Raw genomic sequence first — 25,512 nt, 5'->3', positions numbered from 1 at the left:
CGCCGCCGTCTTCCGCCATTGATCGGGCCGCCTCAAACGCTTTGGCCCGAACGGACGGTAAACTTCGTGGAACGCCCTCTCCTGCAATCCGCGCTTCGTGAACTGCAGGTCTTCCTCAGCGCCCCGCGCTTCTGGGCGACCTTTGGCGCCGTCGTGCTGATCTTCTGGGTGACCGGCCCCTATGGCACGGGCGAGCGGCTGGCGACCGTGCCGAGGCTCGGCTTCTGGCTCGTGCTGCACGCTGTCGCCTGGGGCATTGCGGTGGTCGCCATCGTCGCCGTCAACACGCTTTTCCGGCGGAAGGTGCCAGGCCTCCTGCCCCGCATGGCGCTCGGCACGGTGGTGGCCAGCGTGCCTGTCGGATTGGCCACGGAGGCGATCAGCCTGATGACCTTCGGCGGCACGCTGACCCCGGAAAGGATCGCCGAAAGCATCGCAACGGGGCTTCTCCTCTCGGCGCTGTTCTGCGCGCTCTCCTTCATGACGATGAGCAGCAAGCAGACCGAGGCGTTGGCCGCCGCGTCCCCACCGGCGACAGCTCCGGAGGACCGGACCGAAATTCCCCTCATGCGCCGGCTGAAGCCGGAGAGCCGCGGGCCTATCCTGCACATGACCGTCGCCGACCACTATACGCAGGTCACGACAAGTCGCGGCCGCGAGCTGATCCTGCTGCGCTTTTCTGACGCGCTGGCGGAATGCGGCGACACGCCGGGCCTCAAGGTACATCGCTCGCATTTCGTGGCCGATGCCCATGTCGACAGGCTGCTGCGGACGGAGGGCCGGCTGGCGATCCTTCTGAGGGATGGGCAGGAAATCCCGGTCAGCCGCAGCTGCGCCGAAGCGGTGCGTGCCCGCTGGGGCTGAATTTTTGCACGCCTGTCGGATCGACGCTCTTTCCTGCGTCTCTAGATATCGGACCATCAAACCATCGGGAGAAGATCCATGAGAAAGATTGTTGTCAGCGCCTTCGTCAGCCTCGACGGCGTCATGCAGGCGCCGGGCGGGCCGGAGGAGGACCCGATCGGCGGCTTCCGGTTCGGCGGCTGGGTCGCCCCGTTCTTCGACGAAACGGCGGGCGCGACGATCGGCGAACTCTTCGCAAAACCCTTCGACCTGCTGCTCGGCCGCAAGACCTACGATATCTTTGCCGCACACTGGCCCTATGCCGGCGCCGATGATCCGATCGGCCCGCTGTTCGACCGCATCAACAAGTATGTCGCCACCCGAAATCCGGCCTTCAAGGCCACCTGGCAGAACAGCCATGTGCTTGGCCCGGACGCGCTTGCCGCCGTCAAGGCGTTGAAGAGCGAGGACGGGCCGGACCTCCTGACGCAGGGATCGACCGGCTTTCTCAAGGCCTTGTTCGAGAACGATCTCGTCGACGAGATCAACGTCTTCACCTTCCCGGTCATTCTCGGCAAGGGCAAGCGGCTGTTTGGCGACGCCTCCTTCCCCCGGACCCTGACGCTCGTGAGTTCGCGCAGTAGCGAGAACGGCATCGTCATCAGCAAATATGCCCGCGCCGGCGAGGTGACGACAGGCTCCTTCGAGTTCGACACGCCGACGGATGCCGAGCTGGAGCGCCGCCGCAACCTGACGTGAAGACGGAGCGGCCTTGACCGGCCGCGCCGTTGCAGGTCCTATCTCCTTGAGGAAAGCGGGAGGACGGGATGAAAGCGGCGCGGCTGGAAGCGATCGGCGGGTTCTTCGTGCGCATGGTGGAAAAGCCGGTGCCCGGCCCGGACGATCTTCTCGTCCGCATCGAGGCCGCCGGCATCTGCGGCACGGATCGCCACCTCTTCCACGGCGAGTTCCCCTGCCGGCCGCCGGTGACGCTCGGCCATGAATTCTCCGGCATCGTCGAAGTCACCGGCAAGGACGTCATCGGTTTCCGCCCCGGCATGCGCATCACCGGCGACCCGAACATCCATTGCGGCCGCTGTTCACAATGCCGGCGCGGCCGCGTCAATCTGTGCGAGTCCCTGCAGGCGATCGGCATCCACCGCGACGGCGGCTTTGCCGACTATGTGCTGGTGCCGCAAAAGCAGGCCTATCAACTGCCGCTCTCGCTGCCGCCGGAACACGGCGCGTTCTGCGAGCCACTCGCCTGCTGCCTGCATGGCACCGACATGGCCGACATCAAGCCCGGCAGCACCGTCGTGGTTCTGGGCGGCGGGGTGATCGGCATGCTGGCCGTACAGCTCGCCCGCCTCGCCGGAGCAACCACGGTCGTCCTCGTCACCCGCCAGGCCGTGCGCCGGAAACTCGCCGGGGAGATCGGCGCCGCCCAAACCTTCGACCCGGCTGCGGGAAACACCATCGAGGGCATAGCCGGCAAGGACGGCCTGCTGCCCGGCGGCGCAGACGTCGTCATCGAATGCGCGGGCGTGGCCGAGACCATCGCCGAAGCGCCGAAGCTTGCCCGCAACGGCGGCACGGTCGTCATCCTCGGCGTGCTGCCGCAGGGCGAAAAGGTGGAATTCGAGCCCTTCGACCTGCTGTTCCGCGAGGTCAGGATCCTCACCTCCTTCCTCAATCCCTTCACCCATGGCCGCGCCGCGGCCCTGATCGCCTCCGGCACGATAAAGGTCGACTGCCTCGTCTCCCGCCGCATCGGCCTCGATGAGCTGCCGGACGCCATCGCCAACCCGCCGCGGCCGGGCGAGGTGAAGGTGCTGGTCATGCCGGGCCTGCAAGCCTAGCTCAGCCCCTCCTCGGCCACCGTCGCGGCCAGCCAGGCGGAAAAGGCGGCCATGGCGGGGCTGAGGCTGCGCGATTGCAGTCGGGTGAGCCAGTAGCTGCCGAGCGCAAGGCTGGTCTCGAACGGCTGGACGACGGCGCCGGCCGCCAGAAGGCGTGAGAACATCAGCGGCGGGGCAAGACCGACGCCGGCCCCCTGCAGTACGGCCTCCATCATGGCAAGCGACGTGTCGAAGACGATCGCATTCTGCGGCGGCGGCGTACGCGGCAGGCCGGCAGCCTCGAACCAGCGGGTCCACTCGTCGCGGCGGTAGGAGCGCAGCAGCGTCAGACCGAGAAGATCGGCAGGCTCCCTGAGAGCGCGGGCGACGGCCGGAATGGCAAGCACAGAGAGCGGCGCATCGAAGAGGCGCACCGCATCCGTGCCGTGCCAGGCGCCGGTACCGAAGCGGATGGCGAAGTCGAGCCCTTCGGCGGCAAGGTCGACCCGGTTGTTGTTGGTGGACAGCCGCACCTCCACGAAGGGATGGCGCTCGCGGAACGCCGCAAGGCGCGGCAGGAGCCAGCCGACAGCGAAGGTGCCGACGGCCCCGACCGTCAGGATTTCGCGCACATGGCCGCCGCGAAACCGCTCCACCGCATCGGCCATTCGGTCGAAACTGTCACGCAGCACCGGCAGCAGGCTCTCCCCCTCCGCCGTGATCATCAGCCCGCGCGGAAGGCGCTTGAAGAGCACGACGTTCAGCTGCTCCTCCAGGCTCTTGACCTGGTGGCTGACGGCGGCCTGCGTGACATTCAGCTCGATCGCGGCCCGTGTGAACGAGAGATGGCGGGCAGAAGCCTCGAAGGCGCGGAAGGCGTTCAACGGCAGATATGGCCGAACCATGGCGAAGCCCCAGTTTTCCTAATGGCTGAGACCAGTATTGATCTTTTGCAAGCCCATCAAGACATTGCTATCCAGAATGCACAAGCCCTTCAAAATTCGAGGAAAACGTGATGGACATGCGTCTTTTCGCGGCCGGCATCCTGCTGGCCGCAGGCTTCGGCGCGCCGGCCGAGGCCCGCATTATTTGTACAATCGTCGCCGATGCGGTGAATGATGAGGTCATCCTGGAAAAAGGGGACTGCGAGAGCCGCGTGACACCCGCCTCCACCTTCAAGATACCGCTCGCCGTGATGGGCTACGATTCCGGCTTCCTGGAGGATGCGAACGAGCCGGTCCTGCCCTTCATGAAGGGTTATCCGGACTGGGGCGGCGATGCCTGGCGCCAGCCGGCGACGCCCAAGCGCTGGATGGAATTTTCCATCGTCTGGTTTTCGCAGCGCATCACCGAGTTCCTCGGCCACGAGCAACTGCGCGACTATGCCGATGCCTTCGGCTACGGCAATGCCGACATGACGGGCGACCCGGGCAAGGACAACGGGCTGGAACGCGCCTGGATCGCCTCCTCGCTGAAGATCTCGCCGCGCGAGCAGGTGGCGTTCCTGAAGAAGCTGGTGAACCATGAACTGCCGGTCTCCGCCGATGCCATGGACCGGGCGATGGAAGTCCTGGAGCGGCGCGACCTTGCGGACGGCTGGGGCGCGCAGGGCAAGACGGGCATGGCCTATCCCCGCAAGGCCGACGGCAATCTCGACTATGCCCGGCCGTGGGGCTGGTATGTCGGCTGGGCTCGCCGCGACGACCGCACCGTCGTCTTCGCCCGGCTGATACAGGACGAAAAGAAGCTGGAACCACGCACGAGCCTGCGTGCGCGGGACAGCGTCCTCAAGGAGTTGCCGGGACTTCTTGTAGCGGAGTGAATGGGCAGGTGGGGACGGCACGCCACTCAGCGTGGGGGAACCATCCCGAGCCCCTTGCGGGCGAGGCCGGAGAGGTTGAGCACCAGCTTGCGGCGGAACACCGGCGAGGCCCCCACGACGCGCAGTACAAGATTGCGCAGAATACGGCCGGCGAGGCTGCGCACGGTCGCGATCCGCGTCAATCGGCCGGCAAGCTCCAGGACCTCCACCGCGGCCGGGCGGCGCTTTTCTTCATAAAGGTCGAGCGTCGCTTCCGGCGCCTTGCCGAGAAGGACGTCGGCAAGCAGGCGGCCGAGCACGACGGCATCGACAAGCCCCGTGTTCATGCCCTGCCCGCCGGCCGGGCTGTGCACATGGGCGGCATCGCCCATGACGAAGAACGGGCCGGACCGGTACCGCGCGGCGACGCGGTGGTGCACGCGGAAGCGCGAACTCCACAGAACATCCCGCACAAGGCCCGGAACCTTGCGCGGGCCGCGGGCATCGAGCAGCGCCTGCACGAAAGCCGCATCCGGCGCTTCGGGCGCGTCCCCGACAGGCGCCACGATGCGATAACGGTGTCCCGGCAGCGGCACGACCACGCCCATGCCCTCCGGCGAGAAGAACAGCGTCACCTCCGCACTGAGAGGCCAGTCCATATGGACATCGGCAAGCACGAAGGAACCGGCGTAGCTCTCGCCGTCGAAGGCGATGCCCGCAGCTTCGCGCACGACGCTGTGCATACCGTCGCCGCCGACGACATAGCGGGCGCGGATGGTCCGCGGCCCCTCTGGCGTATCGACGTGAGCCACCGCCCCGGTCGCATCGCGCTCGATACGCGTCGCCGCAATGCCACGCAGAACGGTGCCGCCGAGGCTCGCCAGCCGGTCGGCAAGGATCGCCTCGGTCTCGTCCTGCGGGATCATCAGGATCTGGGCGTAGCGCGACGGCAACGTGGAGAAGTCGAGCTCCAGCAGCGCCTTGTCGTGGTCGCGCAGGGCGAAGCGGGTGAGCTGCAGGCCACGGCGCTCCAGCGCGTCCGTGACACCGAGCTGCTCCAGAACCTCCAGCGTGTGGGCATGGATGACAGCGGCACGCGAGGTATTCTGACCGGCGGCAAGACGGTCGATGATGACAGGCCGCAGGCCTGCCTGTTGCAGGGTAGCGGCCAGCACAAGACCGGTCGGCCCTGCCCCGACAATCAGCACATCAGTTTCCTGCGGCACCATGGTTTGCGCTCCATAAAAATCAACATACGTTGACTTTTATGTCGGGCGCTTGAATTTGTCAACATGCGTTGGCATTTTCACACCATGACCGATTCTCCCGTGAAGAAAACGAAGTCCGACCGTACGCGCGAGGCCATTCTGGAGGCCGCGCGCCTGCTCTTCGCGCAAAAGGGCTACGACGGCACGACCGTACGCGACATCGCCGCCGCCGCCGCGATCGACCCGGCCATGGTGATCCGCTACTTCGGCGGAAAAGACGCCCTGTTTGCGCGCGCGGCCGATCTCGATCTCCGGTTGCCCGATCTCTCCGCCCTTCCCCGCAACGCGGTAGGCGAGGCGCTGGTCCGACACTTCCTCACCGTATGGGAAGGCGACGGAGGCACCACCGCCCTGCCGATCGCTCTGCGCTCGGCCGCATCGAACGAGCTGGCCGCCGCGCGGCTGCACGAGATTTTCGCAACCCAGGTCGCCCCCGCCATCGCACGGCTGGCCGGACCGGACACGCCCGCCGTCGCCGGTCTGGTGGCAACCCAGATCCTCGGCCTCGCCTTCACCCGCTACGTGCTGAAGCTCCCCCCCGTCGTGGCGCTGCCGCACACGCGGCTGGTCGCGGAGGTTGGCCGCTCGATCCAGGCCTATATCGACGGCGCGCGCGCCTGAGGCTGCCCGTGCGGCGGGCCAGCATATTTCCTGTCGATTGCTCCATTTTCGGGGTTCCGCTCGCCCGCGCATTTGCCTATAAGCCGCTTCTAGCCTTGAAAGACCATTTTTGCGCGCCCGGCCCGGTGAACCCATCGCCATGCCGGTTTTTCGCGCACGCGGCCGAAGCGAAGAGAACGGATAAAGAGATGCCCAAGCGCCAAGATTTGAAATCGATCCTCATCATCGGCGCGGGGCCGATCGTCATCGGTCAGGCCTGCGAATTCGACTATTCCGGCACCCAGGCCTGCAAGGCGCTGAAGGAGGAAGGCTACCGCGTCATCCTCGTCAACTCCAATCCGGCGACGATCATGACCGACCCGGGTCTTGCCGACGCCACCTATGTCGAGCCGATCACCCCCGAGGTCGTCGCCAAGATCATCGCCAAGGAGCGTCCGGACGCGCTTCTGCCGACGATGGGCGGCCAGACGGCGCTCAACACCGCCCTCTCGCTCAAGCGCATGGGCGTGCTCGACCGCTATAATGTGGAGATGATCGGCGCCAAGCCCGCCGCCATCGACATGGCCGAGGACCGCGCCCTCTTCCGCGAAGCCATGGCCCGCATCGGCCTCGAAACCCCGCGCTCGCTGCTCGCCAACGCCACCGAGATCAAGGATCAGGACCGCAAGGTTCACGAGGCCGAGCGCGCCAAGCTGAAAGCCGAGCTTTCCGGCGACGCCCTCGACAAGGCGCTGGACGAGCTGGAAAACCAGTGGAACCTCGGCGAAACCGACCGCAAGCAGCGCTACATGAGCCACGCCATGGCGATCGGCGCGCAAGCGCTCGACGTCATCGGCCTGCCCGCCATCATCCGCCCGTCCTTCACGCTCGGCGGCACCGGCGGCGGCATCGCCTACAACCGCTCGGAATTCTTCGAGATCGTCAATTCCGGCCTCGACGCCTCGCCGACGACGGAAGTGCTGATCGAAGAGTCCGTTCTCGGCTGGAAGGAATATGAGATGGAGGTCGTCCGCGACAAGGCGGACAACTGCATCATCATCTGCTCCATCGAGAACATCGACCCGATGGGCGTGCATACGGGTGATTCGATTACGGTCGCCCCTGCCCTGACCCTGACGGACAAGGAATACCAGATCATGCGCAACGCCTCGATCGCGGTGCTGCGCGAGATCGGGGTGGAGACCGGCGGCTCGAATGTGCAGTTCGCCGTCAACCCGGCCAATGGCCGCCTCGTCGTCATCGAGATGAACCCGCGCGTCTCGCGCTCTTCCGCCCTGGCATCGAAGGCGACCGGCTTCCCGATCGCGAAAATCGCCGCAAAGCTCGCCATCGGCTACACGCTGGACGAACTGGAGAACGACATTACCGGCGGCGCGACCCCGGCCTCGTTCGAGCCGTCGATCGATTACGTGGTGACGAAGATCCCGCGTTTCGCCTTCGAGAAATTCCCCGGCGCCGAGCCGACGCTGACGACCGCGATGAAGTCGGTCGGTGAAGTCATGGCGATCGGCCGCACCTTCGCCGAATCGCTGCAGAAGGCGCTGCGCGGCCTCGAAACCGGCCTCACCGGCCTCGACGAGATCGAGATCCCCGGCCTTGGCGACGGCAACGACAAGAACGCCATCCGCGCAGCCATCTCCACGCCGACGCCGGACCGCCTGCGCATGGTGGCCCAGGCGCTGCGTCTCGGTCTGACGCTGGAAGAGGTGCACGAAGGCTCGAAGATCGACCCGTGGTTCCTCGAGCAGTTCAAGGCCATCGTCGACATGGAGACCCGCATCCGCGAGCACGGCCTGCCTGAGGACGCCGAAAACCTGCGCATGCTCAAAGCCATGGGCTTCTCCGACGCGCGCCTCGCCACGCTCTCCGGCAAGCGCCCGAAGGAAGTCGCGGAACTGCGCAACGGCCTCAATGTGCGCCCGGTCTTCAAGCGCATCGACACCTGCGCCGCCGAATTCGCCTCGCCCACCGCCTACATGTACTCGACCTACGAGACGCCGTTCGCAGGCGCGACGCGCTCGGAAGCCGGCATTTCGGATCGCAAAAAGGTGGTCATCCTCGGCGGCGGCCCGAACCGCATCGGCCAGGGCATCGAGTTCGACTATTGCTGCTGCCACGCCGCCTTCGCGCTGAAGGATGCCGGCTATGAAGCGATCATGGTCAACTGCAACCCGGAAACCGTCTCGACCGACTACGACACGTCCGATCGCCTCTATTTCGAGCCGCTGACGGCCGAAGACGTCATCGAGATCCTGAAGGCCGAGCAGACCAACGGCGAAGTCGTCGGCGTCATCGTGCAGTTCGGCGGCCAGACGCCGCTGAAACTTGCCGAAGCCCTGGAAAAGAACGGCATCCCGATCCTCGGCACCGCGCCTGACATGATCGACCTTGCCGAGGACCGCGACCGCTTCCAGAAGCTGCTGCAGAAGCTGGACCTCACCCAGCCGAACAACGGCATTGCCTATTCCGTCGAACAGGCGCGCCTGATCGCCGGCGAGATCGGCTTCCCGCTGGTCGTGCGCCCGTCCTACGTGCTCGGCGGCCGCGCCATGCAGATCATCCATTCGGAGTCGATGCTGCAGACCTACCTGCTCGACACGGTTCCGGAACTGGTGCCTGAGGACATCAAGCAGCGCTATCCGAACGACAAGACCGGCCAGATCAACACGCTGCTCGGCAAGAACCCGCTGCTCTTCGACAGCTACCTGTCGAACGCGGTGGAAGTGGATGTGGACGCGCTCTGCGACGGCAAGGACGTCTTCGTCTCCGGCATCATGGAGCATATCGAGGAAGCCGGCATCCATTCGGGCGACTCGGCCTGCTCGCTGCCGGTGCACACGCTCTCCAACGAGATCGTCGACGAGCTGGAGCGCCAGACGAAGGCGCTGGCCAAGGCGCTGAATGTCGGCGGTCTGATGAACGTGCAATACGCCATCAAGGACGGCACGATCTACGTTCTCGAAGTGAACCCGCGTGCCTCGCGCACCGTGCCCTTCGTCGCCAAGACCATCGGCGCACCGATCGCCAAGATCGCTGCCCGCGTCATGGCCGGCGAAACGCTCGACGCCGCCATCGCCGCCTATGGCGAGAAGCCGGATCCGCGCAACCTGAAGCACATCGCCGTCAAGGAAGCCGTCTTCCCCTTCGCCCGCTTCCCGGGCGTCGATACGCTGCTCGGCCCGGAAATGCGCTCGACCGGCGAGGTCATCGGCCTCGACACGGATTTCGCGCTGGCCTTCGCCAAGTCACAGCTCGGCGCCGGCGTCGACCTGCCGCGTGAAGGCACGGTCTTCGTATCGGTGCGGGACGGCGACAAGGAGCGCGTGCTCGGCACCGTGCGCCTTCTGACGGAGATCGGCTTCAAGGTGATGGCGACCTCGGGCACCGCCCGCTTCCTCCGCGAAAACGGCATCGAGGCGGTCAAGGTCAACAAGGTGCAGGAAGGCCGTCCGCATGTCGAAGACGCCATCCGCAACCGCCAGGTCCAGCTCGTCATCAACACGACGGACAGCAACAAGGCGATCTCGGATTCGAAGTCGCTGCGCCGCGCTGCGCTGATGCAGAAGGTGCCCTACTACACCACCATGGCCGGCGCCGACGCCGCCGCCAAGGCGATCAAGGCCCTGAAGCAGGGCCAGCTGGAAGTGCGGCCGCTTCAGGCCTATTTCTGAGAAAGACCCCTTCTCCACAGGATCGCAGAAGCCGGGCGCCCGTCGCCCGGCTTTTGTTTTCCGCCTGTCCTCCCTATCTCGGGCCCACACGTCATCCGAGAGATCGACGACACACCTGCAACGGATGTTTGCTCGACCAATTGTGGGCGGAGGCCGGCCTGCGGCGAAAAAACTGGCTTTCGGACGACTCAATCTGTTATAAGGGTCGTTCAATTGCTTTCGACGGTTCCGGAGAATCTTCTCTGGAGACCGTTTTCTTTTTGCGTTCGCGCAGGCGATAGCTTGGGCGGCGCGGGCTGAAGGACAAGATAAAATGGTTGAAAAGGTACCGATGACTCAGGGCGGTTTCGTCAAGCTGCAGGAAGAACTGCGCTGGCGTCAGCAGGAAGAGCGTCCGCGAATCATCGAGGCGATTGCCGAAGCACGCGCCCATGGCGACCTGTCGGAAAATGCCGAGTACCACGCTGCCAAGGAAGCCCAGAGCCACAATGAAGGCCGCATCACGGAGCTCGAAGACTTCGTCGCGCGCGCCGAGGTGATCGACCTCTCCAAGATGTCCGGCTCCAAGATCAAGTTCGGCGCCAAGGTGAAGCTTGTCGACGAGGACACCGAGGAAGAGAAGGTCTACCAGATCGTCGGCGACCAGGAAGCCGACGTGAAGCAGGGCCGCATCTCCATCTCCTCGCCGATCGCCCGTGCGCTGATCGGCAAGGAAGTCGGCGATTCGATCGAGGTGAACGCGCCGGGCGGCTCCAAGGCCTACGAGATCCTCGCCGTCACCTGGGGGTGATGGACAAGGGAGCCCCATGCTTTCCACAGGCAAGAACGGCACCGGCCCGACGGTGGTCAAGGTCATGGATCGGGTCAACCGGACCCATGGCATAAGTCCCCTCGCCCGGCAGGTGCCGTCCGGTTTCTCCGCATCGCGCGGCCTCGTCTTCACCTTCGATCCCGAGGCGCGCGACTACGACTGGCTGGCGGTCTACGAGAACCTGCCGTCGGCCGGCAACGAGCGTCGCTCGATGCGGGTGGAAGATCTCGCCTGCGCACCCGAAAACACCATCCTCTTCACCACCGAGCCGTCGGGCATCAAGATCTACGGCCGCGCTTTCACGCGGCAGTTCGGCCATGTGGTAACGAGCCAGGAACCCTTTGCGCTCCGCCATCCCGGCCGCATCTGGAGCCAGGCGGGCCTGCGCTGGTTCTATGGCGAAGGCAGCCGTCATCTGGTGACCGCCGACGAGATTGCCGGCCATTTTCCGGAAAAGACCAAGGTCATCGGCACGGTCTGTTCGACCAAGCGGCAGGGTCATACGCTGCACCGGCTGCGTTATGATTTCACGCAGGCCATGGCCGCCCGCATGCCCGATCTCGACGTCTTCGGCCGCGGCCATAGGCCGGTCGACGACAAGGCGGAATCGATCGATCCCTACAAGTACCACATCGCCATCGAGAACCACCTCGCCCCGCACCATTTCACGGAAAAGCTGGCCGACCCCTTTCTGGGCCTGTCGCTGCCTTTCTATTTCGGTGCACCGAACGCCGCCGACTATTTTCCGGCCGAGAGCTTCATCGCCATCGACATCCGCAAGCCGGACGAGGCCTGGCGCATCATGCGCGAGGCGATCGACAACAACGAATATGAAAAGCGGCTGCCCGCCATCCGCGAAGCGCGGCGGCGTGTGCTGGAAGACCACAACCTCGTCGCATTGATCGCCGATGTGGTGGAGAAGAACGGCACCCGTCCGAAAGGCGAAGGCAAGGCCGTACTGAAAAGCCAGCGGGCCGCGCGGCAGGGTCATCCGTTGCTGACGGCCGGCGATTTCGTCTTCCGCGAGGCGCTGCACCTGAAAAATCGCATTGCCGGGCTGCTGGCGCGCTAGAGTAGCTTCCAGCATTTCCGGACGCATAACCGCTAGACACTTTTGCCGGAATTGCTTCAAAACCCGCATTCATCGTGGAGAACAGACGTGTCCAAGAAACCGGTGGCTTTGATAACGGGTGTGACGGGCCAGGACGGCGCCTATCTGGCGCAGCTACTGCTCGACAAGGGCTACACCGTGCATGGCATCAAGCGGCGGTCCTCCTCGTTCAACACGGGCCGCATCGAGCACATCTACGAGGATCCGCACGAGCCGGACCCGCAGCTTTTCCTGCACTACGGCGACATGACGGACGCGACGAATCTCGTGCGGATCGTCCAGCAGACCCAGCCGGACGAGATCTACAACCTTGCCGCCCAGAGCCATGTGCAGGTGAGCTTCGAGACGCCGGAATATACCGCCAATGCCGACGCCATCGGCACGCTGCGCATGCTGGAAGCGATCCGCATCCTCGGCCTCGAGAAGAAGACGCGCTTCTACCAGGCGTCCACGTCGGAACTCTACGGCAAGGTGCAGGAGGTTCCCCAGAGCGAGACGACACCCTTCTATCCCCGCTCACCCTATGCCGCGGCAAAGCTCTACGCCTACTGGATCGTCGTCAACTATCGCGAAGCCTACGGCATGCATGCCTCGAACGGTATCCTTTTCAACCATGAAAGCCCACTGCGCGGCGAGACCTTCGTGACACGCAAGATCACCCGCGCCGTCGCCGCCATCACGCTCGGCCAGCAGGACCAGCTCTTCCTCGGCAATCTCGACGCCAAGCGCGACTGGGGGCATGCGAAGGAATATGTGCGCGGCATGTGGTTGATGCTGCAGCAGGCGAAGGCCGACGATTATGTGCTGGCGACGGGCGAGACGACCACCGTGCGCCAGTTTGCCGAATGGTCCTTCGCCGAAGCCGGCATCGCCGTCCGCTGGGAGGGCGTAGGCGTCGACGAGAAGGGTTATGATGCGGCGACGGGCAAGCAGCTCGTCTCCATCGACCCGCGCTACTTCCGCCCGACGGAAGTCGATCTCCTGCTCGGCGATCCCTCGAAGGCCGAGCGGGTGCTCGGCTGGCGTCATGAAACGGGCGCGCACGAGCTTGCCCGGGAAATGGTGCGGGAAGACCTGAAGCTCATGCAGAGAAACTATGCGGAAAAGGGCCGTCTCTGAATGTACGACCTTGCAGGAAAACGCGTCTTCGTCGCCGGTCATCGCGGCATGGTCGGCAGCGCCATCGCCAAGCGGCTGGCAGCGGAGAACTGCACGGTGCTGACCGCGCCGCGCGACACGGTGGACCTCGAGCGGCAGGCGGATGTCGAGCGCTTCTTCGCGACGGAGCGGCCGCAGGCGGTGGTGATGGCGGCGGCGAAGGTCGGCGGCATCCTTGCCAATGACCGCGAGCCCGTGGAGTTCCTCCAGCGCAATCTCGCGATGGAGATGAACGTCATCAAGTCGGCGCATGAGGCCGGGGTCGAGAAGCTGCTCTTCCTCGGCTCAAGCTGCATCTATCCGAAATTCGCCGACCAGCCGATCACCGAGAGCGCACTTTTGACCGGCGCGCTGGAGCCGACCAACGAATGGTATGCCATCGCCAAGATCGCCGGCATCAAGCTCTGCCAGGCCTATATGAAGCAGCACGGCGCCCGCTTCATCTCGGCCATGCCCACCAACCTCTACGGCCCGAACGACAATTTCGACCTCAAGACCAGCCATGTGCTGCCGGCGCTGATCCGCAAGGCGCATGAGGCGAAACTGGCCGGCCTGGACCATGTGACGATCTGGGGCACCGGATCGCCGCGCCGCGAGTTCCTGTTCAGCGAGGACTGCGCCGATGCGCTGGTCTTCCTGCTCAAGAATTACGAGGACTACGAACACGTTAATGTCGGTTCTGGCGAGGACATCGCCATTCTCGACCTCATGCGGCTCGTCGCCGAGGTCGTCGGTTTCGAGGGGCGGATCGAGGCCGATCCCTCCAAACCGGATGGGACGCCGCGCAAGCTGATGTCGAACGCCAAGCTGGCGGCGATGGGTTGGAAGCCCGCCACGGAACTTCGCGACGGAATTGCCCGCGCCTACCGCTGGTACCTCGATACCCTCAAGCAATAGAAAGGCACGGCATCAGAAATCGGGAACGTCGTGCGTCTCAGCGCCAGTTCTCGTCGATCCAGCGCGTCGGCCGGACATGCTTGTAGGCCTTCTTCCACCAGGCCGAGACCGGCCATTGCCCGATTACGGCCTCGTCGGGATCGGGCTTGCCGGTGAAGGCAACGATGCGCGTGCCTGAGGGAAGCGGCACGTCCTTGAAGAAGTTCAGCGGCCAGCGCGGCAAGAGCGTGTGTTTGAAACTGACGCACCACCCGGCCGGCCAGTAGGTCATGTTTTCGGCGGCGGCGGAAACGTAGCGCTGCGAAATCGTGTGCTTGTTGACCTTGGCGTCGGGGTCGCGGATGAAGTCGTCATACACATGCGTGTTGGTGCCGACCGTCCAGCGGTAGACCGAAGTGTTGCCGATGCCCTGGCCGAGCTGCGTCCAGTTTTCCGCAATGCAGAATTTGCCGGGCGCATAATCGAAGAAATCGTCGAGCGGCCCGGTGATGACCACGTCGAGATCGACGAACAGCACGTCGCCCTCAAGGTCGGCCAGCGGCGCCTGCCACAGCGAAATCTTGCGCCACGGCTTCCAGGCGACGCGCTCGGGAATGGTGATCGGCGGCAGCGGGAAGACGGAGACCGCGGGATCGATGCCTTCGGCATCTTCCGTGAAGCAGACGAGCCGCGTCGGACGAACCGTATTGCGCTTGATCATGGACCACAGGCGGTTGACGTAATCCGCCGGATAGCGCGTGCCCCATTTCATGCATACGATCGTCTGCATCCGCATCATCTCCACTGGAACGCGCCGATTGCGCGCCGGCGCCTCCATAGACCATATCGGTCGGCGGTGATAGGAGTTCCGCGACCGCGCCGCATTTTCGAGCCCCAGCACCCCATGAACATTCTCATCCTCACGCAATGCTTTCCCCCTGTCGTCGGCGGGATCGAGAACATGATGGGCTCGATGGCGCTTGCCTTGCAGGAGGGCGGCCATGCCGTCACCGTGCTGGCCGACGGCAAGCCCGATGTTTCCGACAAGGAACGTCCCTACGGAATTGCCCGATTCTCCGGATGGAAACCGCTGCGGCGCTGGCGCAAGGCGCGGGAGGCTGCGCGCCTCGTGCGCGCCGGCGCCTATGACCGGATTATCGCCGATACCTGGAAAAGCGTGGAAAACCTGGGTGTGGACACCGTTCCGGTCACCGTGCTCGCCCATGGCATGGAATTTCCTGCCGCCCCCACCCCGCGCAAGGCGCAGCGCATCCAGGCGGCGATGGCCAAGGCGAAGGACGTCATCGCCAATTCCAGCTTCACCGCCGGCCTTGCCGCGCCCTATGTGGCGGCTGGCCGGCTGCGCACCGTCACCCCCACCGTGCCGGCACAGGCTCCGGCCGATCCCGACCGGCTGGCGGCACTACGGACAGCCCATGGCGATGGACTGCAGGTCGTGACGCTCTGCCGGCTGGAGCCGCGCAAGGGCGTGGACCGGCTCATCGAGGCCGTCGCGGCGCTGCACCCGGCCTATCCCGGCCTGACCCTGCACGTCGCCGGTGACGGCGCGGACCGCGCCCGGCTCGAAGCCCTCGCCAGGGACGCCGGCATCGCCGGCGCCGTCATCTTCCACGGCCGCGTATCGGATACGGAAAAGGCGGCTCTTCTGGAACTCGCCGACGTCTTCGCCATGCCGGCGCGCCGCGAGGGCAATTCCGTCGAGGGATTCGGCCTCGTCTATCTGGAAGCCGCCTGGTACGGCGCCCCCGGCCTTGCCGGCCGCGAGGGTGGCGCGGCGGATGCCGTGCTCGACGGCAAGACAGGCCTTCTGTGCGACGGCGCCGATACGGCATCCGTGACGGCAACGCTGGACAGGCTCCTCGGTGACCGCGACCTCCGGCTCCGGCTCGGCGAAAGCGCCCGTCGGCACGCCCGTGAGCAGACCTGGCAGCACAAGATCGGGGACTTCCTGACGCCCCCGCAGCAGGGCACGGCGGCCGCCGGACCGCGCATCCTCCAGCTCCTTCCCGCGCTTGGCGACGGTGGCGTGGAGCGCAGCGCCGTGGAGATGGCCGGCCATCTCGGCGAACTCGGCCTGCCGAACTGGATCGCCAGCGCGGGTGGCCCGCTCGTCGCCGCGGCAGAAGCCGCAGGCGCCCGGCACGTCACGCTGCCGGTCGGAAAGAAATCACTCTTTTCCGCCGTTTCCGCCGCACGGGCCGTCGCGCGGCTGGTCGATGCCGAGGGCATCGACATCATCCATGCCCGCAGCCGCGTACCGGCCTGGGTCGGTCTTCTCGCCTGCCGCCTGGCACGGCGGCCGGTGCGTTTCCTGACGACCTTCCACGGTGTCTACAGCCACGGCAACGCCCTCAAGCGTTTCTACAACAGCGCCATGTTGCGCGCGCCGCTGGTCATCGCGAATTCGCAGTTCATCCGCGACCACATCGTCGCCGTCTACGGCTTCCCGCTGGAGCGCGTGATCGTCGCCCCGCGCGGCGTCGAGCCCGATCTCTTCGATCCCGCACGCATTCCGGCCGAAACACGCAGCGCCCTGCGCCGTGAACTCGGCGCCACGGAGCATGGCCCGCTGGTGGTGATGGTCGGCCGCGTGACGCGGTGGAAGGGCCATGCCGTGCTGCTGGAGGCCGCCGCACGCCTCGACCGTCCCGACCTTCGCCTCGCCTTCGTCGGCGGCGGCTCGGAGGCGCTCGTTGCCGAGCTTCAGCGCGACATGGCACGCCTCGGCCTTGACGGCCGCGTCACCTTCACCGGCAGCCGACGGGATATTCCCGCCATCCTCGCCGCCGCCGATCTCGCGGTTTCGGCTTCGACCGACCCGGAAGCCTTCGGCCGTGCCGCGATCGAGGCGCAGGCGATGGGCACGCCCGTCATCGCGACCGATCACGGCGGCAGCCGGGAGACGGTTCTGCCCGGCAGGACCGGCTGGCTGGTGCCGCCCGGCGACGTCGCCGCACTTGCCGCCGCGCTGGACGAGGCGCTTGCCGATCCGGATCGCCTGAAAACCATGGGCGCGAACGGCCGGGCACATGTGCTCGCCAACTTCACCACCCGGCAGATGCTCGAAAAGGAATATTCTGCCTATGAGCGGCTGATGGCGGTGGAGCCACGGCGCTGACATGGCGAAGAGCGCCCCTCCCGTCGTCTGGGTCCTGACGGACGGCAAGGCCGGCGACGAACAGCCGCTGATCGGCCTCGCTGAGGCCATGGAGACGGAACCTCTCCTGCGGCGGGTGGCACCGCGGCGTGCCTATACCTGGCTGATGCCCTGGGGACCGATCGACCCGAAGGATGCACCGGCCAAGGCCGGCTCGCCGCTCGCTCCGCCCTTTCCGGATATCTGCCTTGCCACGGGCCGGCGGGCGGTGCCCTATCTGCGCCGGCTGAAGGCGCTTTCGCCTTCGACCTTCTGTGTGCTCTTCAAGGATCCCCGGACCCGGCGGCATGGCGCGGACCTGCTCATCGTGCAGCAGCACGACGCGCCACGCGGCAGCAATGTCCTCGTGGTCACCACCGCCCCCAACAGGCTTCTGCCGGAGCGGCTGGCAGAGGCGCATGCCGCCTTTGCGGACATCCTCGCCCCCCTGCCCGTGCCACGGATCGCGGTGCTCGTCGGCGGCAACGGCCGGCATCATCGTTTCACCGACGCCGATATCAACCGCTTCCTTCGTGGCCTTCATGCAAAACTGGAAGACGGCTGTGGACTGATGATAACCACTTCGCGTCGCACGCCAGCCCCGCTCGCCAAGGCCTTGGCGGGACTCGGCAATCGCCCCGGCGTGCATCTCTGGGACGGAACGGGGAAAAACCCGCTGCTCGCCTATCTCGCCTGGGCCGACGAGATCGTCGTCACGGCCGATTCGACCAACATGATCGGGGAAGCAGCCGCGCTCGGCGTGCCCGTACAACTCTTCTACCCGTCCGGCGGCCATCCGAAGATCGACAGCCTGATCGCCGCGTTGTCGCAGGAAACCGTCATCGGCCGGTTTCCGGAGGCGCCCGCCCACGGCCGTGGCAACCCGGTCAATTCGACATCGGGGCTGGCGGAAGAGATCCTGAAACGGTGGAGACTGTCTAAAGCTCGACCAACCCGACCTTCTTGACCTGGCGGATCGTCAGCATGGTGCGCACGGTATCGACCTGCGCATTGGCGGTCAGTTCCTCGATGACGAAGTCCTGGAAGCGCGTGAGGTTTTCGGCAACGCAGTGCAGAAGGAAATCGCTGTCGCCGGAGACCATCCAGGCCTGGCGTACCATCGGCCATTCGCCGGTGGCGGCCGCAAAGGCCTTGAGATTCGCCTCCGACTGGTGCTTGAGCCCGACCATGCAGAAGGCGACAAGATCATAACCGAGCGCGGGAGCATTCAGCATCGCGGTGTAACCCTCGATGATGCCCGCCTCCTCCAGCTTGCGCACGCGGCGTAGACAGGGCGGCGCGGAGATGCCGGCACGGGCGGCAAGCTCCACATTGGTCATCCGGCCATCGGCCTGAAGCTCCTTCAGGATACGGATGTCGATGGCGTCGAGTTCTGCACGAAACATGGGAATTATTGAAACCTTTCAGGGAGGCGACCGGAAGTGATCCGAATCGCCGTATCAGCGCAACATTGTTACCGCAAACGGCACAAATATGTCACGCGCCTTCGCTTGTCTGTTGGCAAAGCCCTGCATGCTCTTGAAACTCATGGCGCTCCCTTCATAAATGAAGGTCGAACAACGACACGCCGGCCGGACCCGAGCGCGCCATTCGCGCGGGAAATGGCCCATTGGGGTTAAAACCCCGGAAGGAACGACCATGTCCACCCGCCACGTCAAGGTACTGATCATCGGCTCCGGCCCCGCCGGCTACACCGCCGCCATCTATACCGCCCGCGCCATGCTGGAGCCGGTGCTGATCGCCGGCATGGAACAGGGTGGCCAGCTGATGATCACCACGGATGTGGAAAACTATCCGGGTTATGCCGATCCGGTACAGGGCCCGTGGATGATGGAGCAGATGCTCAAGCAGGCCCAGCATGTCGGCGCCGAGATCGTCAACGACCTCGTCACGAACGTCGATCTCGACGTGCGCCCCTTCCGCATCTCCACCGACAGCGGCACCGAATGGACCGCCGACGCGCTGATCATCGCGACGGGCGCCAAGGCCAAGTGGCTCGGCATCGATACCGAACACAAGTTCATGGGTTTCGGCGTCTCGGCCTGCGCCACCTGCGACGGGTTCTTCTATCGCAACAAGGACGTCATCGTGGTCGGCGGCGGCAATTCGGCGGTGGAGGAAGCGCTCTATCTCTCCAACCTCGCCAAGACCGTGACGGTCGTGCACCGCCGCGACAGTTTCCGCGCGGAAAAGATTCTCCAGGAGCGGCTGTTCGCCAAGGAGAATGTCAAGATCGTCTGGGACCACGAGGTCGTCGAATATCTCGGTGCCGATCCGAAGCCGCCGATGCCCGCTTCCGTCAACGGCGTGAAGCTGCGCAACGTCAAGACCGGCGAAACGCGCGACATGGTGACGGACGGCGTGTTCGTGGCGATCGGCCACGCGCCGGCGGTCGAGCTCTTCAAGGGCAAGCTGCGCCAGAAGCCGAACGGCTATCTGTGGACGGCGTCCGATTCCACGGCGACGGACGTGCCGGGCGTTTTTGCCGCAGGCGACGTCACCGACGACATCTATCGCCAGGCGGTTACGGCTGCCGGCATGGGTTGCATGGCAGCCCTCGAAACCGAAAAATACCTTGCAGGTCATATGCCTGTCGCAATTGCGGCCGAGTAGAAGCCGCCAACAAAGGGCGGCGGGATAGCCCGACCGCCCGCGTGGGAACAGTTGAATCAGCGACCGGGCGGGAAGCACGCGCTCCCCGCCACAAAGACATATGGGGGATAGAATGCCACTCGATTGGGACAAGCTGCGGATTTTCCACGCCGCAGCCGAGGCCGGCTCGTTTACGCACGCCGCAGACAAGCTGCACCTTTCTCAATCGGCCATCAGCCGTCAGGTGAGCGCGCTGGAGCAGGATGTCGGCATCAAGCTCTTCCACCGCCACGCCCGCGGCCTTATCCTCACCGAGCAGGGCGAGATCCTCTATCGCACCGCGCACGACGTGCTGATGAAGCTCGAAAGCGTGCGCGTACAGCTGACGGAAAACACGGAAAAGCCAAGCGGCAAGCTGCGCATCACCACCACGGTCGGCCTCGGCCAGGGATGGCTGACCGACAAGGTGCAGGAATTCCTCGCGCTCTATCCCGACATGCAGGTGCAGCTCATCCTCGACAATGAGGAGCTGGACGTGAACATGCGCCATGCCGACTGCGCCATCCGCCTTCGCGAACCGCAGCAGTCCGACCTCATCCGGCGCCGGCTCTTCACCGTGCACATGCACATTTACGCCGCCCCCTCCTACATCAACCGCTATGGCGAACCGCAGTCGATCGACGATCTCGACAACCACAAGATCATCACCTTCGGCGAGCCCGCGCCCAGCTACCTGCTCGACGTCAACTGGCTGGAGATCGCCGGCCGCGATTCCGACAATCCCCGCCCCTCCATCCTGCAGATCAACAGCCAGACCTCGATCAAGCGCGCCTGCCTGCTCGGCATCGGGGTCGCGATGCTGCCGGACTATATTGTCGGGCGCGATCCGGGCCTCATCCAGTTGCCGGTCAGCGCCGACATCCCGTCCTTCGACACTTACTTCTGCTATCCGAGCGAGATGAAGAACTCCGCAAAGCTCAAGGTTTTCAGGGATTTCATCGTCGCGAAGGCACGCAACTGGAACTTCTGAGCGAACGGATTTGCAAGGCCTGCGCCACCTGCATGGCTGGCATGCACATTAAATGATTGATGTATGCCCACAAAACCATCATATCGCACGCAGCTGATGCACTTTGGTGGCTTTTTCCTCCCAGTGCCACCGCACCAGCTGTTCCCCTCTGGAGGTTTTATTACCTTCAAAACTATAAAGGGCCCAAGTTGATCTTGCGGCCCTCTTTTTTTGCCTTCCGATAAGAGACAGCCCGCTGTTCCGGGCAGGACCGCACGCGTCTCCATGCACAGACGCCAGTGACCCGACGGCTCGAAGCAATCGTATCGAGCAGAGCAGGCCCGCCCAAGCCGTCAAAGGGCCCCTAAGCCCTCCCGACATTCCGACGATTGCAAAATCTCGCTGCCCCTACCGGCGCCGGTAATTGCGCTGGCTGCGCGCTTAAAAATAGCATGCAATCTGGATTCTGATTGTGTGCGATTATTGCAATCATGTTTTCCCTTTTCGTTGGAAAACTTTCCATCACCCGCAATGAAAGCAATGCTAGACATGGAAGCGGCGCCAAAGGAGCTGGCGCCGCCAATGGTGTTTTTCCGTATATCCCTGGAAATCCTCATGTATTTCCAGATTAAATGGCAGACTTTGGCGAATATACGACAAATCCCAACCGGATTAATCAGAATTCCGGAGGGTAAAATGAGTCCGGAGGAGACAATCGTGGATTCTACACCATCATCTTCAACACAGCGCTTGGGGTCTTCGCCCCTGCCGGTCAGCGATAACCTATTCAATGAAGACATTGCCCCGATAAAGGAGCAGACATGGGGCGTATACAATCTATCCGCAATGTGGATGTCGAACGTCCATAGTGTGGCAGGGTATGTATTTGCAGCAAGCCTCTTTACCCTCGGCCTTGGTGGCTTTCAGGTTTTCGCGGCGCTCATCACCGGCATCTTGCTGATCTACGTCTTTACCAACCTCGCCGGCCGCGCCGGCCAGAAATACGGCATCGCCTTTGCAGCATTCTGCCGCCCCGCATTCGGCGTCTTCGGCGCCAACATACCGAGCATGATCAAGGCATCGACAGCGACATGCTGGTACGGCATCCAGACCTGGGTTGCCTCGACCGCACTGGTCGTGGTCACGCTGCGGCTGGCCCCCGGTGCCGCCGTGCTCAACAACGATTCCATTCTCGGAATGACCACGCTGGGATGGATCTGCTTCCTCGTCATGTGGTTCTCGCAGCTCGCCGTCTTCTACTACGGCTGGGAAGCCATCCGTAAGTTCACGGACTGGGCCGGCCCCGCGATCTACCTCGTGATGTTCGCCATGGCCGGCTGGGTCGTCTGGAAGGCAGGCGGACTGGAACATATCGACTTAAATCTCGGCTCGGAGAGCCTGAGCGGTGGGGATGCTCTCTCGGCCTGGCTGACCGCCGTCGCCCTGACGGTTGCCTGGTTTGCCGGCACCACGCTGAACTTTGCCGATTTCTCGCGCTTCATGAAATCGCGCGAGGCGATGAACCGCGCCAACTTCCTCGGCCTGCCGATCAATTTTGCCCTCTTCGCCCTCGTCACCGTCGTCACGACATCAGGCGCACTGAAGGTTTTCGGCGAGCTCATCACCGACCCCGTTCACCTGGTCGCCCGGCTCGACAGCGTGACCGCGATCGTGCTCGGCGCCCTCACCTTCATGACTGCAACCATCGCGACAAACATCGTGGCGAACTTCGTCTCGGCCGCCATGGACCTGACGAATCTTGCACCGAAATACCTGACCTTCCGGCGTGCAGGCGTTCTCGCCTCGCTCATCTCCGTCATGGTCATGCCGTGGAAGCTCTACGCCAACGCGGTCATGGTGCAGTACACGCTCGGTACGCTCGGTGCGTTTATCGGCCCGATCTTCGGCATCATCATCTGCGACTATTTCATCATCCGCAAACAATCGATCGACCTGGACAGCCTCTATACGGAAGATCCGCGCGGCAAGTACTGGTACCGGAACGGCTTCAATCCGAATGCCATCCTTGCCCTGGTGCTCGCCGGCATCTTCGCCCTCTCGATCTCCCAGCTCGCCCTCTTCGCGAGCGTGGCCGCCTACTCCTGGTTCTTCGGTGCCTTTGCCGGCGGCATTCTCCACTATGCCTTCTCCGGCCGGAAGGAGCGGACGGCGTGAGCGACGATCCCCATTCCACCCATCGACTGTGGATGGAGGCGGCCCTTGCGGAGGCGCGCGACGGTGTCGCTTCCGGCGGTATGCCCTTCGGTTCGGTCCTGGTCGTCGGCGGACAGATCGTTGCGAGGGGCCACAACCGACAGATCCAGGACCGCAGGTTCCTGGCCCACGCGGAAATGGTCTGCCTGGAGAGCTTTCTCGCCGGCCATGACGGCCCGCTGGACAATGCGACGCTCGTTGCCACCGAAGCGCCCTGCCCGATGTGCGCCGGAGCGGCGATCGTGGCCGGCGTCTCCCGGATCGTGGTTGGTGAAGCCCACCACTATCCGGGCGCCTGCGACTGGCTTGCGACACAGGACGTCGAACTCACCGTGCTGAACGAGCCCGGCTGCATCGATCTCGTCTCGGACTTCAAGGCCCGGCATCCGGATCGCTGGAACCGGTTCAGCGCAGGCTGAGGCTTCCCATCACCCGGCGCCGGATATCCCGGCGCCGGGTGACAGTTTTCTCCAGGCGCGCTTCGGCACCAGGGATGGGAAATCACCCGCGCCTTTGGCTGGCGCCCCGCAAGCACAGCGCGGCACCTTGCGGTATTTCGGCACGCCTGCCGTCCTGTCCCGCCTAGCGATCACCACATATTCAAGCAAGGCGTGCTGCGCCGTCGGCATTCCGTGCGTCGGCACCCGGGAAACATCTGTTTCGTTTTGGGCTTTTATTGCTCGCAAAGCGCTGCGCTTTCCACCTGACCTTGCAGCCTTCTCTTTTGCCTTCGGGCAGACGAAACAGATTTTCAACCCTTGTGAAAAACTTGGGATGTGCTTCTCTTGAAGAACCCCGGTCCCTCCCCCATATTCAGGTTAGCCAACGCACTTGCGGTCTTTCTCCTCCCAGTGCCGCGCGTTGGCTGTTCCCCTCTGGAGGTTTTATACCTTCACACCTGCAGGGCCCAAGCTTCGCTTGCGGCCCTCTTTTTTTGCCGTGGCCTCTTGTATCGAACATTCGCGAATCCAATATCGAACATACCCGATATAAACATCGCTGGACCACGATAGATATGACCCCGCCCGACACCGACGAAATCCTCAAGGCTCTCGCGCATCCCAAGCGGCTGGAGATCCTTGCCTGGCTGAAGGAGCCGCAGACCCATTTTTCCGGCCAGGAGCATCCGCTGGAGTTTGGCGTCTGCGCCGGCCAGATCGAAAGGCGCTGCGACCTGTCGCAGTCCACCGTCTCCGCCCATCTTGCCACCCTGCAGCGCGCCGGCCTCGTGACGACGCGCAAGATCGGCCAATGGGTGTTCTTCAAACGCGACGAAGACAAGATCGCGGCCTTTCTCCACCACATCAACGGCTCGCTTTGAGCATCTACCCTCCCCCAAGCCAGAAGAAGGACTACCCATGACTTCGCTCTTCGACCCTCTCAAGATCGGTGACATCCAGCTTGCCAACCGCATCGTCATGGCGCCGCTGACGCGCAACCGTTCGCCGGGCGCCGTGCCGAACACGCTGAACGCCGCCTACTACGAGCAGCGCGCCAGCGCCGGCCTGCTGATCACCGAAGCGACCGCCATCAGCCACCAGGGCCAGGGCTACGCCGACGTGCCGGGCCTCTACAAGGCCGAGGCGCTGGACGGCTGGAAGCAGGTCACCGACGGCGTGCACAAGGCAGGCGGCAAGATCGTCGTGCAGATGTGGCATGTCGGCCGCATCTCCCATGACACGCTCCAGCCGAACGGCGGCAAGCCGATTGCCCCTTCGGCGATCCGTGCCAAGTCGAAGACCTACCTCATCAATGCCGACGGCAGCGGGAGTTTCGCCGAAACCTCAGAGCCCCGAGCGCTGGAGAAGGCCGAGCTTCCCGGCATCGTCGAGGACTACCGCCGCGCCGCCCGTGCCGCGATCGATGCGGGCTTTGACGGCGTCGAGATCCACGCCGCCAACGGGTACCTGATCGACCAGTTCCTGCGCTCGGGCAGCAACGCACGCACGGACGAGTATGGCGGCTCGATCGAAAACCGCGCGCGCCTGCTATTCGAGGTCGTCGATACGATCACCAAGGAGATCGGCGCCGGTCGCACCGCGATCCGCATCTCGCCGGTGACCCCCGCCAACGACGCCTTCGACCCGGACCCGCAGCCGCTCTTCACCTATGTGGTCGAAGGTCTCGCCAAGTATGATCTGGCCTACATCCATATCATCGAAGGCGCGACGGGCGGCTCGCGTGACCACCAGCAGGGCGACACGCCCTTCGATTACGCGGCACTGCGCGCCGCCTACAAGGCCGCCGGCGGCAAGGCGGCCTGGATGGTCAACAACGGCTACAACCGCGAACTCGCCATCGATGCCGTCGAAAGCGGCAAGGCCGACCTTGTCGCCTTCGGCAAGCTGTTCATCGCCAACCCGGACCTCGTCGAGCGGCTGAAAGACAAGACCGCGCTGAATGCCCCGGACCAGGGCACCTTCTACGGCGGCGGCGCCAAGGGCTACACGGACTATCCGTCCCTCGACAACGTCGCGTGACACCCTTGCATCGGAGCGTTGCGCAATCCAGCGCTCCGATG

24 protein-coding genes are annotated in these 25,512 nt (G+C 64.4%); 19 read left to right on the top strand and 5 right to left on the bottom strand.

Features of this window, described 5'->3' with window-relative positions:
- The first annotated feature begins 66 nt into the window (after positions 1–66).
- The 3 genes from P9A16_RS03585 (at position 67) to P9A16_RS03575 (ending at position 2,702) form a co-directional block, all read left to right on the top strand.
- Positions 67–864 carry a LytTR family DNA-binding domain-containing protein gene (locus P9A16_RS03585; RefSeq protein WP_023515106.1) on the top strand — a complete coding sequence of 266 codons (798 nt, stop codon included), beginning with the start codon at positions 67–69 and terminating at the stop codon, positions 862–864.
- Between the two features lie 78 nt (positions 865–942).
- The gene (locus P9A16_RS03580) at positions 943–1,602 is read left to right on the top strand and encodes a dihydrofolate reductase family protein (RefSeq protein ID WP_023515105.1); all 660 of its coding nucleotides are present in this window, start codon (positions 943–945) and stop codon (positions 1,600–1,602) included.
- 68 nt (positions 1,603–1,670) lie between these two features.
- A complete protein-coding gene (locus tag P9A16_RS03575) occupies positions 1,671–2,702 on the top strand; it encodes a zinc-dependent alcohol dehydrogenase family protein (protein WP_023515104.1) in 1,032 nt (343 codons plus the stop codon).
- Here the strand turns inward: P9A16_RS03575 and P9A16_RS03570 are convergent.
- Positions 2,699–3,586, bottom strand: a complete 888-nt coding sequence (locus P9A16_RS03570) for a LysR family transcriptional regulator (RefSeq protein ID WP_023515103.1) — start codon at positions 3,584–3,586, stop codon at positions 2,699–2,701. The two genes, P9A16_RS03575 and P9A16_RS03570, sit on opposite strands and share 4 nt — an antisense overlap.
- A 110-nt stretch (positions 3,587–3,696) precedes the next feature.
- On the opposite strand from P9A16_RS03570, the gene blaOXA reads away from it, so the two are divergent.
- The gene (blaOXA, locus tag P9A16_RS03565) at positions 3,697–4,503 is read left to right on the top strand and encodes a class D beta-lactamase (RefSeq protein WP_023515102.1); all 807 of its coding nucleotides are present in this window, start codon (positions 3,697–3,699) and stop codon (positions 4,501–4,503) included.
- A 26-nt stretch (positions 4,504–4,529) separates the two neighbouring features.
- Here blaOXA and P9A16_RS03560 read toward each other — a convergent pair whose 3' ends face one another.
- The gene (locus P9A16_RS03560) at positions 4,530–5,711 is read right to left on the bottom strand and encodes an FAD-dependent monooxygenase (RefSeq protein ID WP_278025533.1); all 1,182 of its coding nucleotides are present in this window, start codon (positions 5,709–5,711) and stop codon (positions 4,530–4,532) included.
- Between the two features lie 84 nt (positions 5,712–5,795).
- Between P9A16_RS03560 and P9A16_RS03555 the strand changes: the two genes are divergently transcribed.
- The 6 genes from P9A16_RS03555 (at position 5,796) to fcl (ending at position 14,019) form a co-directional block, all read left to right on the top strand.
- A complete protein-coding gene (locus P9A16_RS03555) occupies positions 5,796–6,371 on the top strand; it encodes a TetR/AcrR family transcriptional regulator (RefSeq protein ID WP_023515100.1) in 576 nt (191 codons plus the stop codon).
- A gap of 188 nt (positions 6,372–6,559) precedes the next feature.
- Positions 6,560–10,042: a carbamoyl-phosphate synthase large subunit gene (gene carB, locus P9A16_RS03550; protein ID WP_023515099.1), complete on the top strand. Its 3,483-nt coding sequence runs from the start codon at positions 6,560–6,562 to the stop codon at positions 10,040–10,042.
- 313 nt (positions 10,043–10,355) lie between these two features.
- Positions 10,356–10,832, top strand: a complete 477-nt coding sequence (gene greA / locus P9A16_RS03545; RefSeq protein ID WP_024271251.1) for a transcription elongation factor GreA — start codon at positions 10,356–10,358, stop codon at positions 10,830–10,832.
- A gap of 16 nt (positions 10,833–10,848) precedes the next feature.
- Complete coding sequence (locus tag P9A16_RS03540) at positions 10,849–11,925, top strand: glycosyltransferase family 10 domain-containing protein (RefSeq protein WP_023515865.1); 1,077 nt, start codon at positions 10,849–10,851, stop codon at positions 11,923–11,925.
- Positions 11,926–12,012: 87 nt separating this feature from the next.
- On the top strand, positions 12,013–13,083 hold the full coding sequence (gene gmd, locus P9A16_RS03535; RefSeq protein WP_024271250.1) for a GDP-mannose 4,6-dehydratase: 1,071 nt from the start codon (positions 12,013–12,015) through the stop codon (positions 13,081–13,083).
- Positions 13,084–14,019, top strand: coding sequence for a GDP-L-fucose synthase (fcl, locus tag P9A16_RS03530; protein ID WP_023516341.1), 936 nt, complete (start codon positions 13,084–13,086; stop codon positions 14,017–14,019).
- A gap of 37 nt (positions 14,020–14,056) precedes the next feature.
- Here fcl and P9A16_RS03525 read toward each other — a convergent pair whose 3' ends face one another.
- On the bottom strand, positions 14,057–14,788 hold the full coding sequence (locus P9A16_RS03525; RefSeq protein WP_023516340.1) for a hypothetical protein: 732 nt from the start codon (positions 14,786–14,788) through the stop codon (positions 14,057–14,059).
- Between the two features lie 114 nt (positions 14,789–14,902).
- Between P9A16_RS03525 and P9A16_RS03520 the strand changes: the two genes are divergently transcribed.
- Positions 14,903–17,137 carry a glycosyltransferase gene (locus P9A16_RS03520; RefSeq protein WP_023516339.1) on the top strand — a complete coding sequence of 745 codons (2,235 nt, stop codon included), beginning with the start codon at positions 14,903–14,905 and terminating at the stop codon, positions 17,135–17,137.
- Between the two features lies 1 nt (position 17,138).
- Positions 17,139–18,122: a mitochondrial fission ELM1 family protein gene (locus P9A16_RS03515; protein ID WP_023516338.1), complete on the top strand. Its 984-nt coding sequence runs from the start codon at positions 17,139–17,141 to the stop codon at positions 18,120–18,122.
- Here P9A16_RS03515 and P9A16_RS03510 read toward each other — a convergent pair.
- On the bottom strand, positions 18,094–18,561 hold the full coding sequence (locus P9A16_RS03510) for an Lrp/AsnC family transcriptional regulator (protein ID WP_023516337.1): 468 nt from the start codon (positions 18,559–18,561) through the stop codon (positions 18,094–18,096). The two genes, P9A16_RS03515 and P9A16_RS03510, sit on opposite strands and share 29 nt — an antisense overlap.
- A gap of 253 nt (positions 18,562–18,814) precedes the next feature.
- Between P9A16_RS03510 and trxB the strand changes: the two genes are divergently transcribed.
- Positions 18,815–19,789, top strand: a complete 975-nt coding sequence (gene trxB, locus P9A16_RS03505; RefSeq protein ID WP_023515044.1) for a thioredoxin-disulfide reductase — start codon at positions 18,815–18,817, stop codon at positions 19,787–19,789.
- Positions 19,790–19,901: 112 nt separating this feature from the next.
- A complete protein-coding gene (locus tag P9A16_RS03500; protein WP_023515043.1) occupies positions 19,902–20,798 on the top strand; it encodes a LysR family transcriptional regulator VtlR in 897 nt (298 codons plus the stop codon).
- Between the two features lie 332 nt (positions 20,799–21,130).
- Here the strand turns inward: P9A16_RS03500 and P9A16_RS03495 are convergent, their stop codons facing one another.
- Positions 21,131–21,613, bottom strand: a complete 483-nt coding sequence (locus P9A16_RS03495) for a hypothetical protein (protein WP_197032947.1) — start codon at positions 21,611–21,613, stop codon at positions 21,131–21,133.
- Between the two features lie 16 nt (positions 21,614–21,629).
- On the opposite strand from P9A16_RS03495, the gene P9A16_RS03490 reads away from it, so the two are divergent.
- From P9A16_RS03490 to P9A16_RS03470, 5 genes are all read left to right on the top strand, one after another.
- On the top strand, positions 21,630–22,952 hold the full coding sequence (locus tag P9A16_RS03490; RefSeq protein ID WP_278025532.1) for an NCS1 family nucleobase:cation symporter-1: 1,323 nt from the start codon (positions 21,630–21,632) through the stop codon (positions 22,950–22,952).
- Entirely contained in the window at positions 22,949–23,410 is a 462-nt protein-coding gene (locus tag P9A16_RS03485) for a nucleoside deaminase (RefSeq protein ID WP_023513587.1), read from the top strand. The genes P9A16_RS03490 and P9A16_RS03485 overlap by 4 nt, the downstream gene beginning before the upstream one ends.
- A gap of 94 nt (positions 23,411–23,504) precedes the next feature.
- The gene (locus P9A16_RS03480) at positions 23,505–23,780 is read left to right on the top strand and encodes a hypothetical protein (protein WP_156032067.1); all 276 of its coding nucleotides are present in this window, start codon (positions 23,505–23,507) and stop codon (positions 23,778–23,780) included.
- A 226-nt stretch (positions 23,781–24,006) separates the two neighbouring features.
- Positions 24,007–24,312, top strand: a complete 306-nt coding sequence (locus P9A16_RS03475; RefSeq protein WP_023516180.1) for an ArsR/SmtB family transcription factor — start codon at positions 24,007–24,009, stop codon at positions 24,310–24,312.
- A 37-nt stretch (positions 24,313–24,349) separates the two neighbouring features.
- Positions 24,350–25,471 carry an alkene reductase gene (locus P9A16_RS03470; RefSeq protein WP_023516181.1) on the top strand — a complete coding sequence of 374 codons (1,122 nt, stop codon included), beginning with the start codon at positions 24,350–24,352 and terminating at the stop codon, positions 25,469–25,471.
- Positions 25,472–25,512 lie beyond the last annotated feature (41 nt).

It is taken from the genome of Shinella sp. 838 (genome assembly GCF_029623935.1).
Taxonomy (GTDB): Bacteria; Pseudomonadota; Alphaproteobacteria; order Rhizobiales; family Rhizobiaceae; genus Shinella.
This window is presented reverse-complemented; position numbering and strand designations above follow the sequence as displayed.

Bases quoted from the DNA above. Each gene is read 5' to 3' on its own strand.
- P9A16_RS03580 (WP_023515105.1), top strand. From the start codon at position 943: ATGAGAAAGATTGTTGTCAGCGCCTTCGTCAGCCTCGACGGCGTCATG.
- P9A16_RS03575 (WP_023515104.1), top strand. From the start codon at position 1,671: ATGAAAGCGGCGCGGCTGGAAGCGATCGGCGGGTTCTTCGTGCGCATG.
- P9A16_RS03570 (WP_023515103.1), bottom strand. From the start codon at position 3,586: ATGGTTCGGCCATATCTGCCGTTGAACGCCTTCCGCGCCTTCGAGGCT.
- blaOXA (WP_023515102.1), top strand. From the start codon at position 3,697: ATGGACATGCGTCTTTTCGCGGCCGGCATCCTGCTGGCCGCAGGCTTC.
- P9A16_RS03560 (WP_278025533.1), bottom strand. From the start codon at position 5,711: ATGGTGCCGCAGGAAACTGATGTGCTGATTGTCGGGGCAGGGCCGACC.
- P9A16_RS03555 (WP_023515100.1), top strand. From the start codon at position 5,796: ATGACCGATTCTCCCGTGAAGAAAACGAAGTCCGACCGTACGCGCGAG.
- carB (WP_023515099.1), top strand. From the start codon at position 6,560: ATGCCCAAGCGCCAAGATTTGAAATCGATCCTCATCATCGGCGCGGGG.
- greA (WP_024271251.1), top strand. From the start codon at position 10,356: ATGGTTGAAAAGGTACCGATGACTCAGGGCGGTTTCGTCAAGCTGCAG.
- P9A16_RS03540 (WP_023515865.1), top strand. From the start codon at position 10,849: ATGCTTTCCACAGGCAAGAACGGCACCGGCCCGACGGTGGTCAAGGTC.
- fcl (WP_023516341.1), top strand. From the start codon at position 13,084: ATGTACGACCTTGCAGGAAAACGCGTCTTCGTCGCCGGTCATCGCGGC.
- P9A16_RS03525 (WP_023516340.1), bottom strand. From the start codon at position 14,788: ATGCAGACGATCGTATGCATGAAATGGGGCACGCGCTATCCGGCGGAT.
- P9A16_RS03520 (WP_023516339.1), top strand. From the start codon at position 14,903: ATGAACATTCTCATCCTCACGCAATGCTTTCCCCCTGTCGTCGGCGGG.
- P9A16_RS03515 (WP_023516338.1), top strand. From the start codon at position 17,139: ATGGCGAAGAGCGCCCCTCCCGTCGTCTGGGTCCTGACGGACGGCAAG.
- P9A16_RS03510 (WP_023516337.1), bottom strand. From the start codon at position 18,561: ATGTTTCGTGCAGAACTCGACGCCATCGACATCCGTATCCTGAAGGAG.
- trxB (WP_023515044.1), top strand. From the start codon at position 18,815: ATGTCCACCCGCCACGTCAAGGTACTGATCATCGGCTCCGGCCCCGCC.
- P9A16_RS03500 (WP_023515043.1), top strand. From the start codon at position 19,902: ATGCCACTCGATTGGGACAAGCTGCGGATTTTCCACGCCGCAGCCGAG.
- P9A16_RS03490 (WP_278025532.1), top strand. From the start codon at position 21,630: ATGTCGAACGTCCATAGTGTGGCAGGGTATGTATTTGCAGCAAGCCTC.
- P9A16_RS03475 (WP_023516180.1), top strand. From the start codon at position 24,007: ATGACCCCGCCCGACACCGACGAAATCCTCAAGGCTCTCGCGCATCCC.
- P9A16_RS03470 (WP_023516181.1), top strand. From the start codon at position 24,350: ATGACTTCGCTCTTCGACCCTCTCAAGATCGGTGACATCCAGCTTGCC.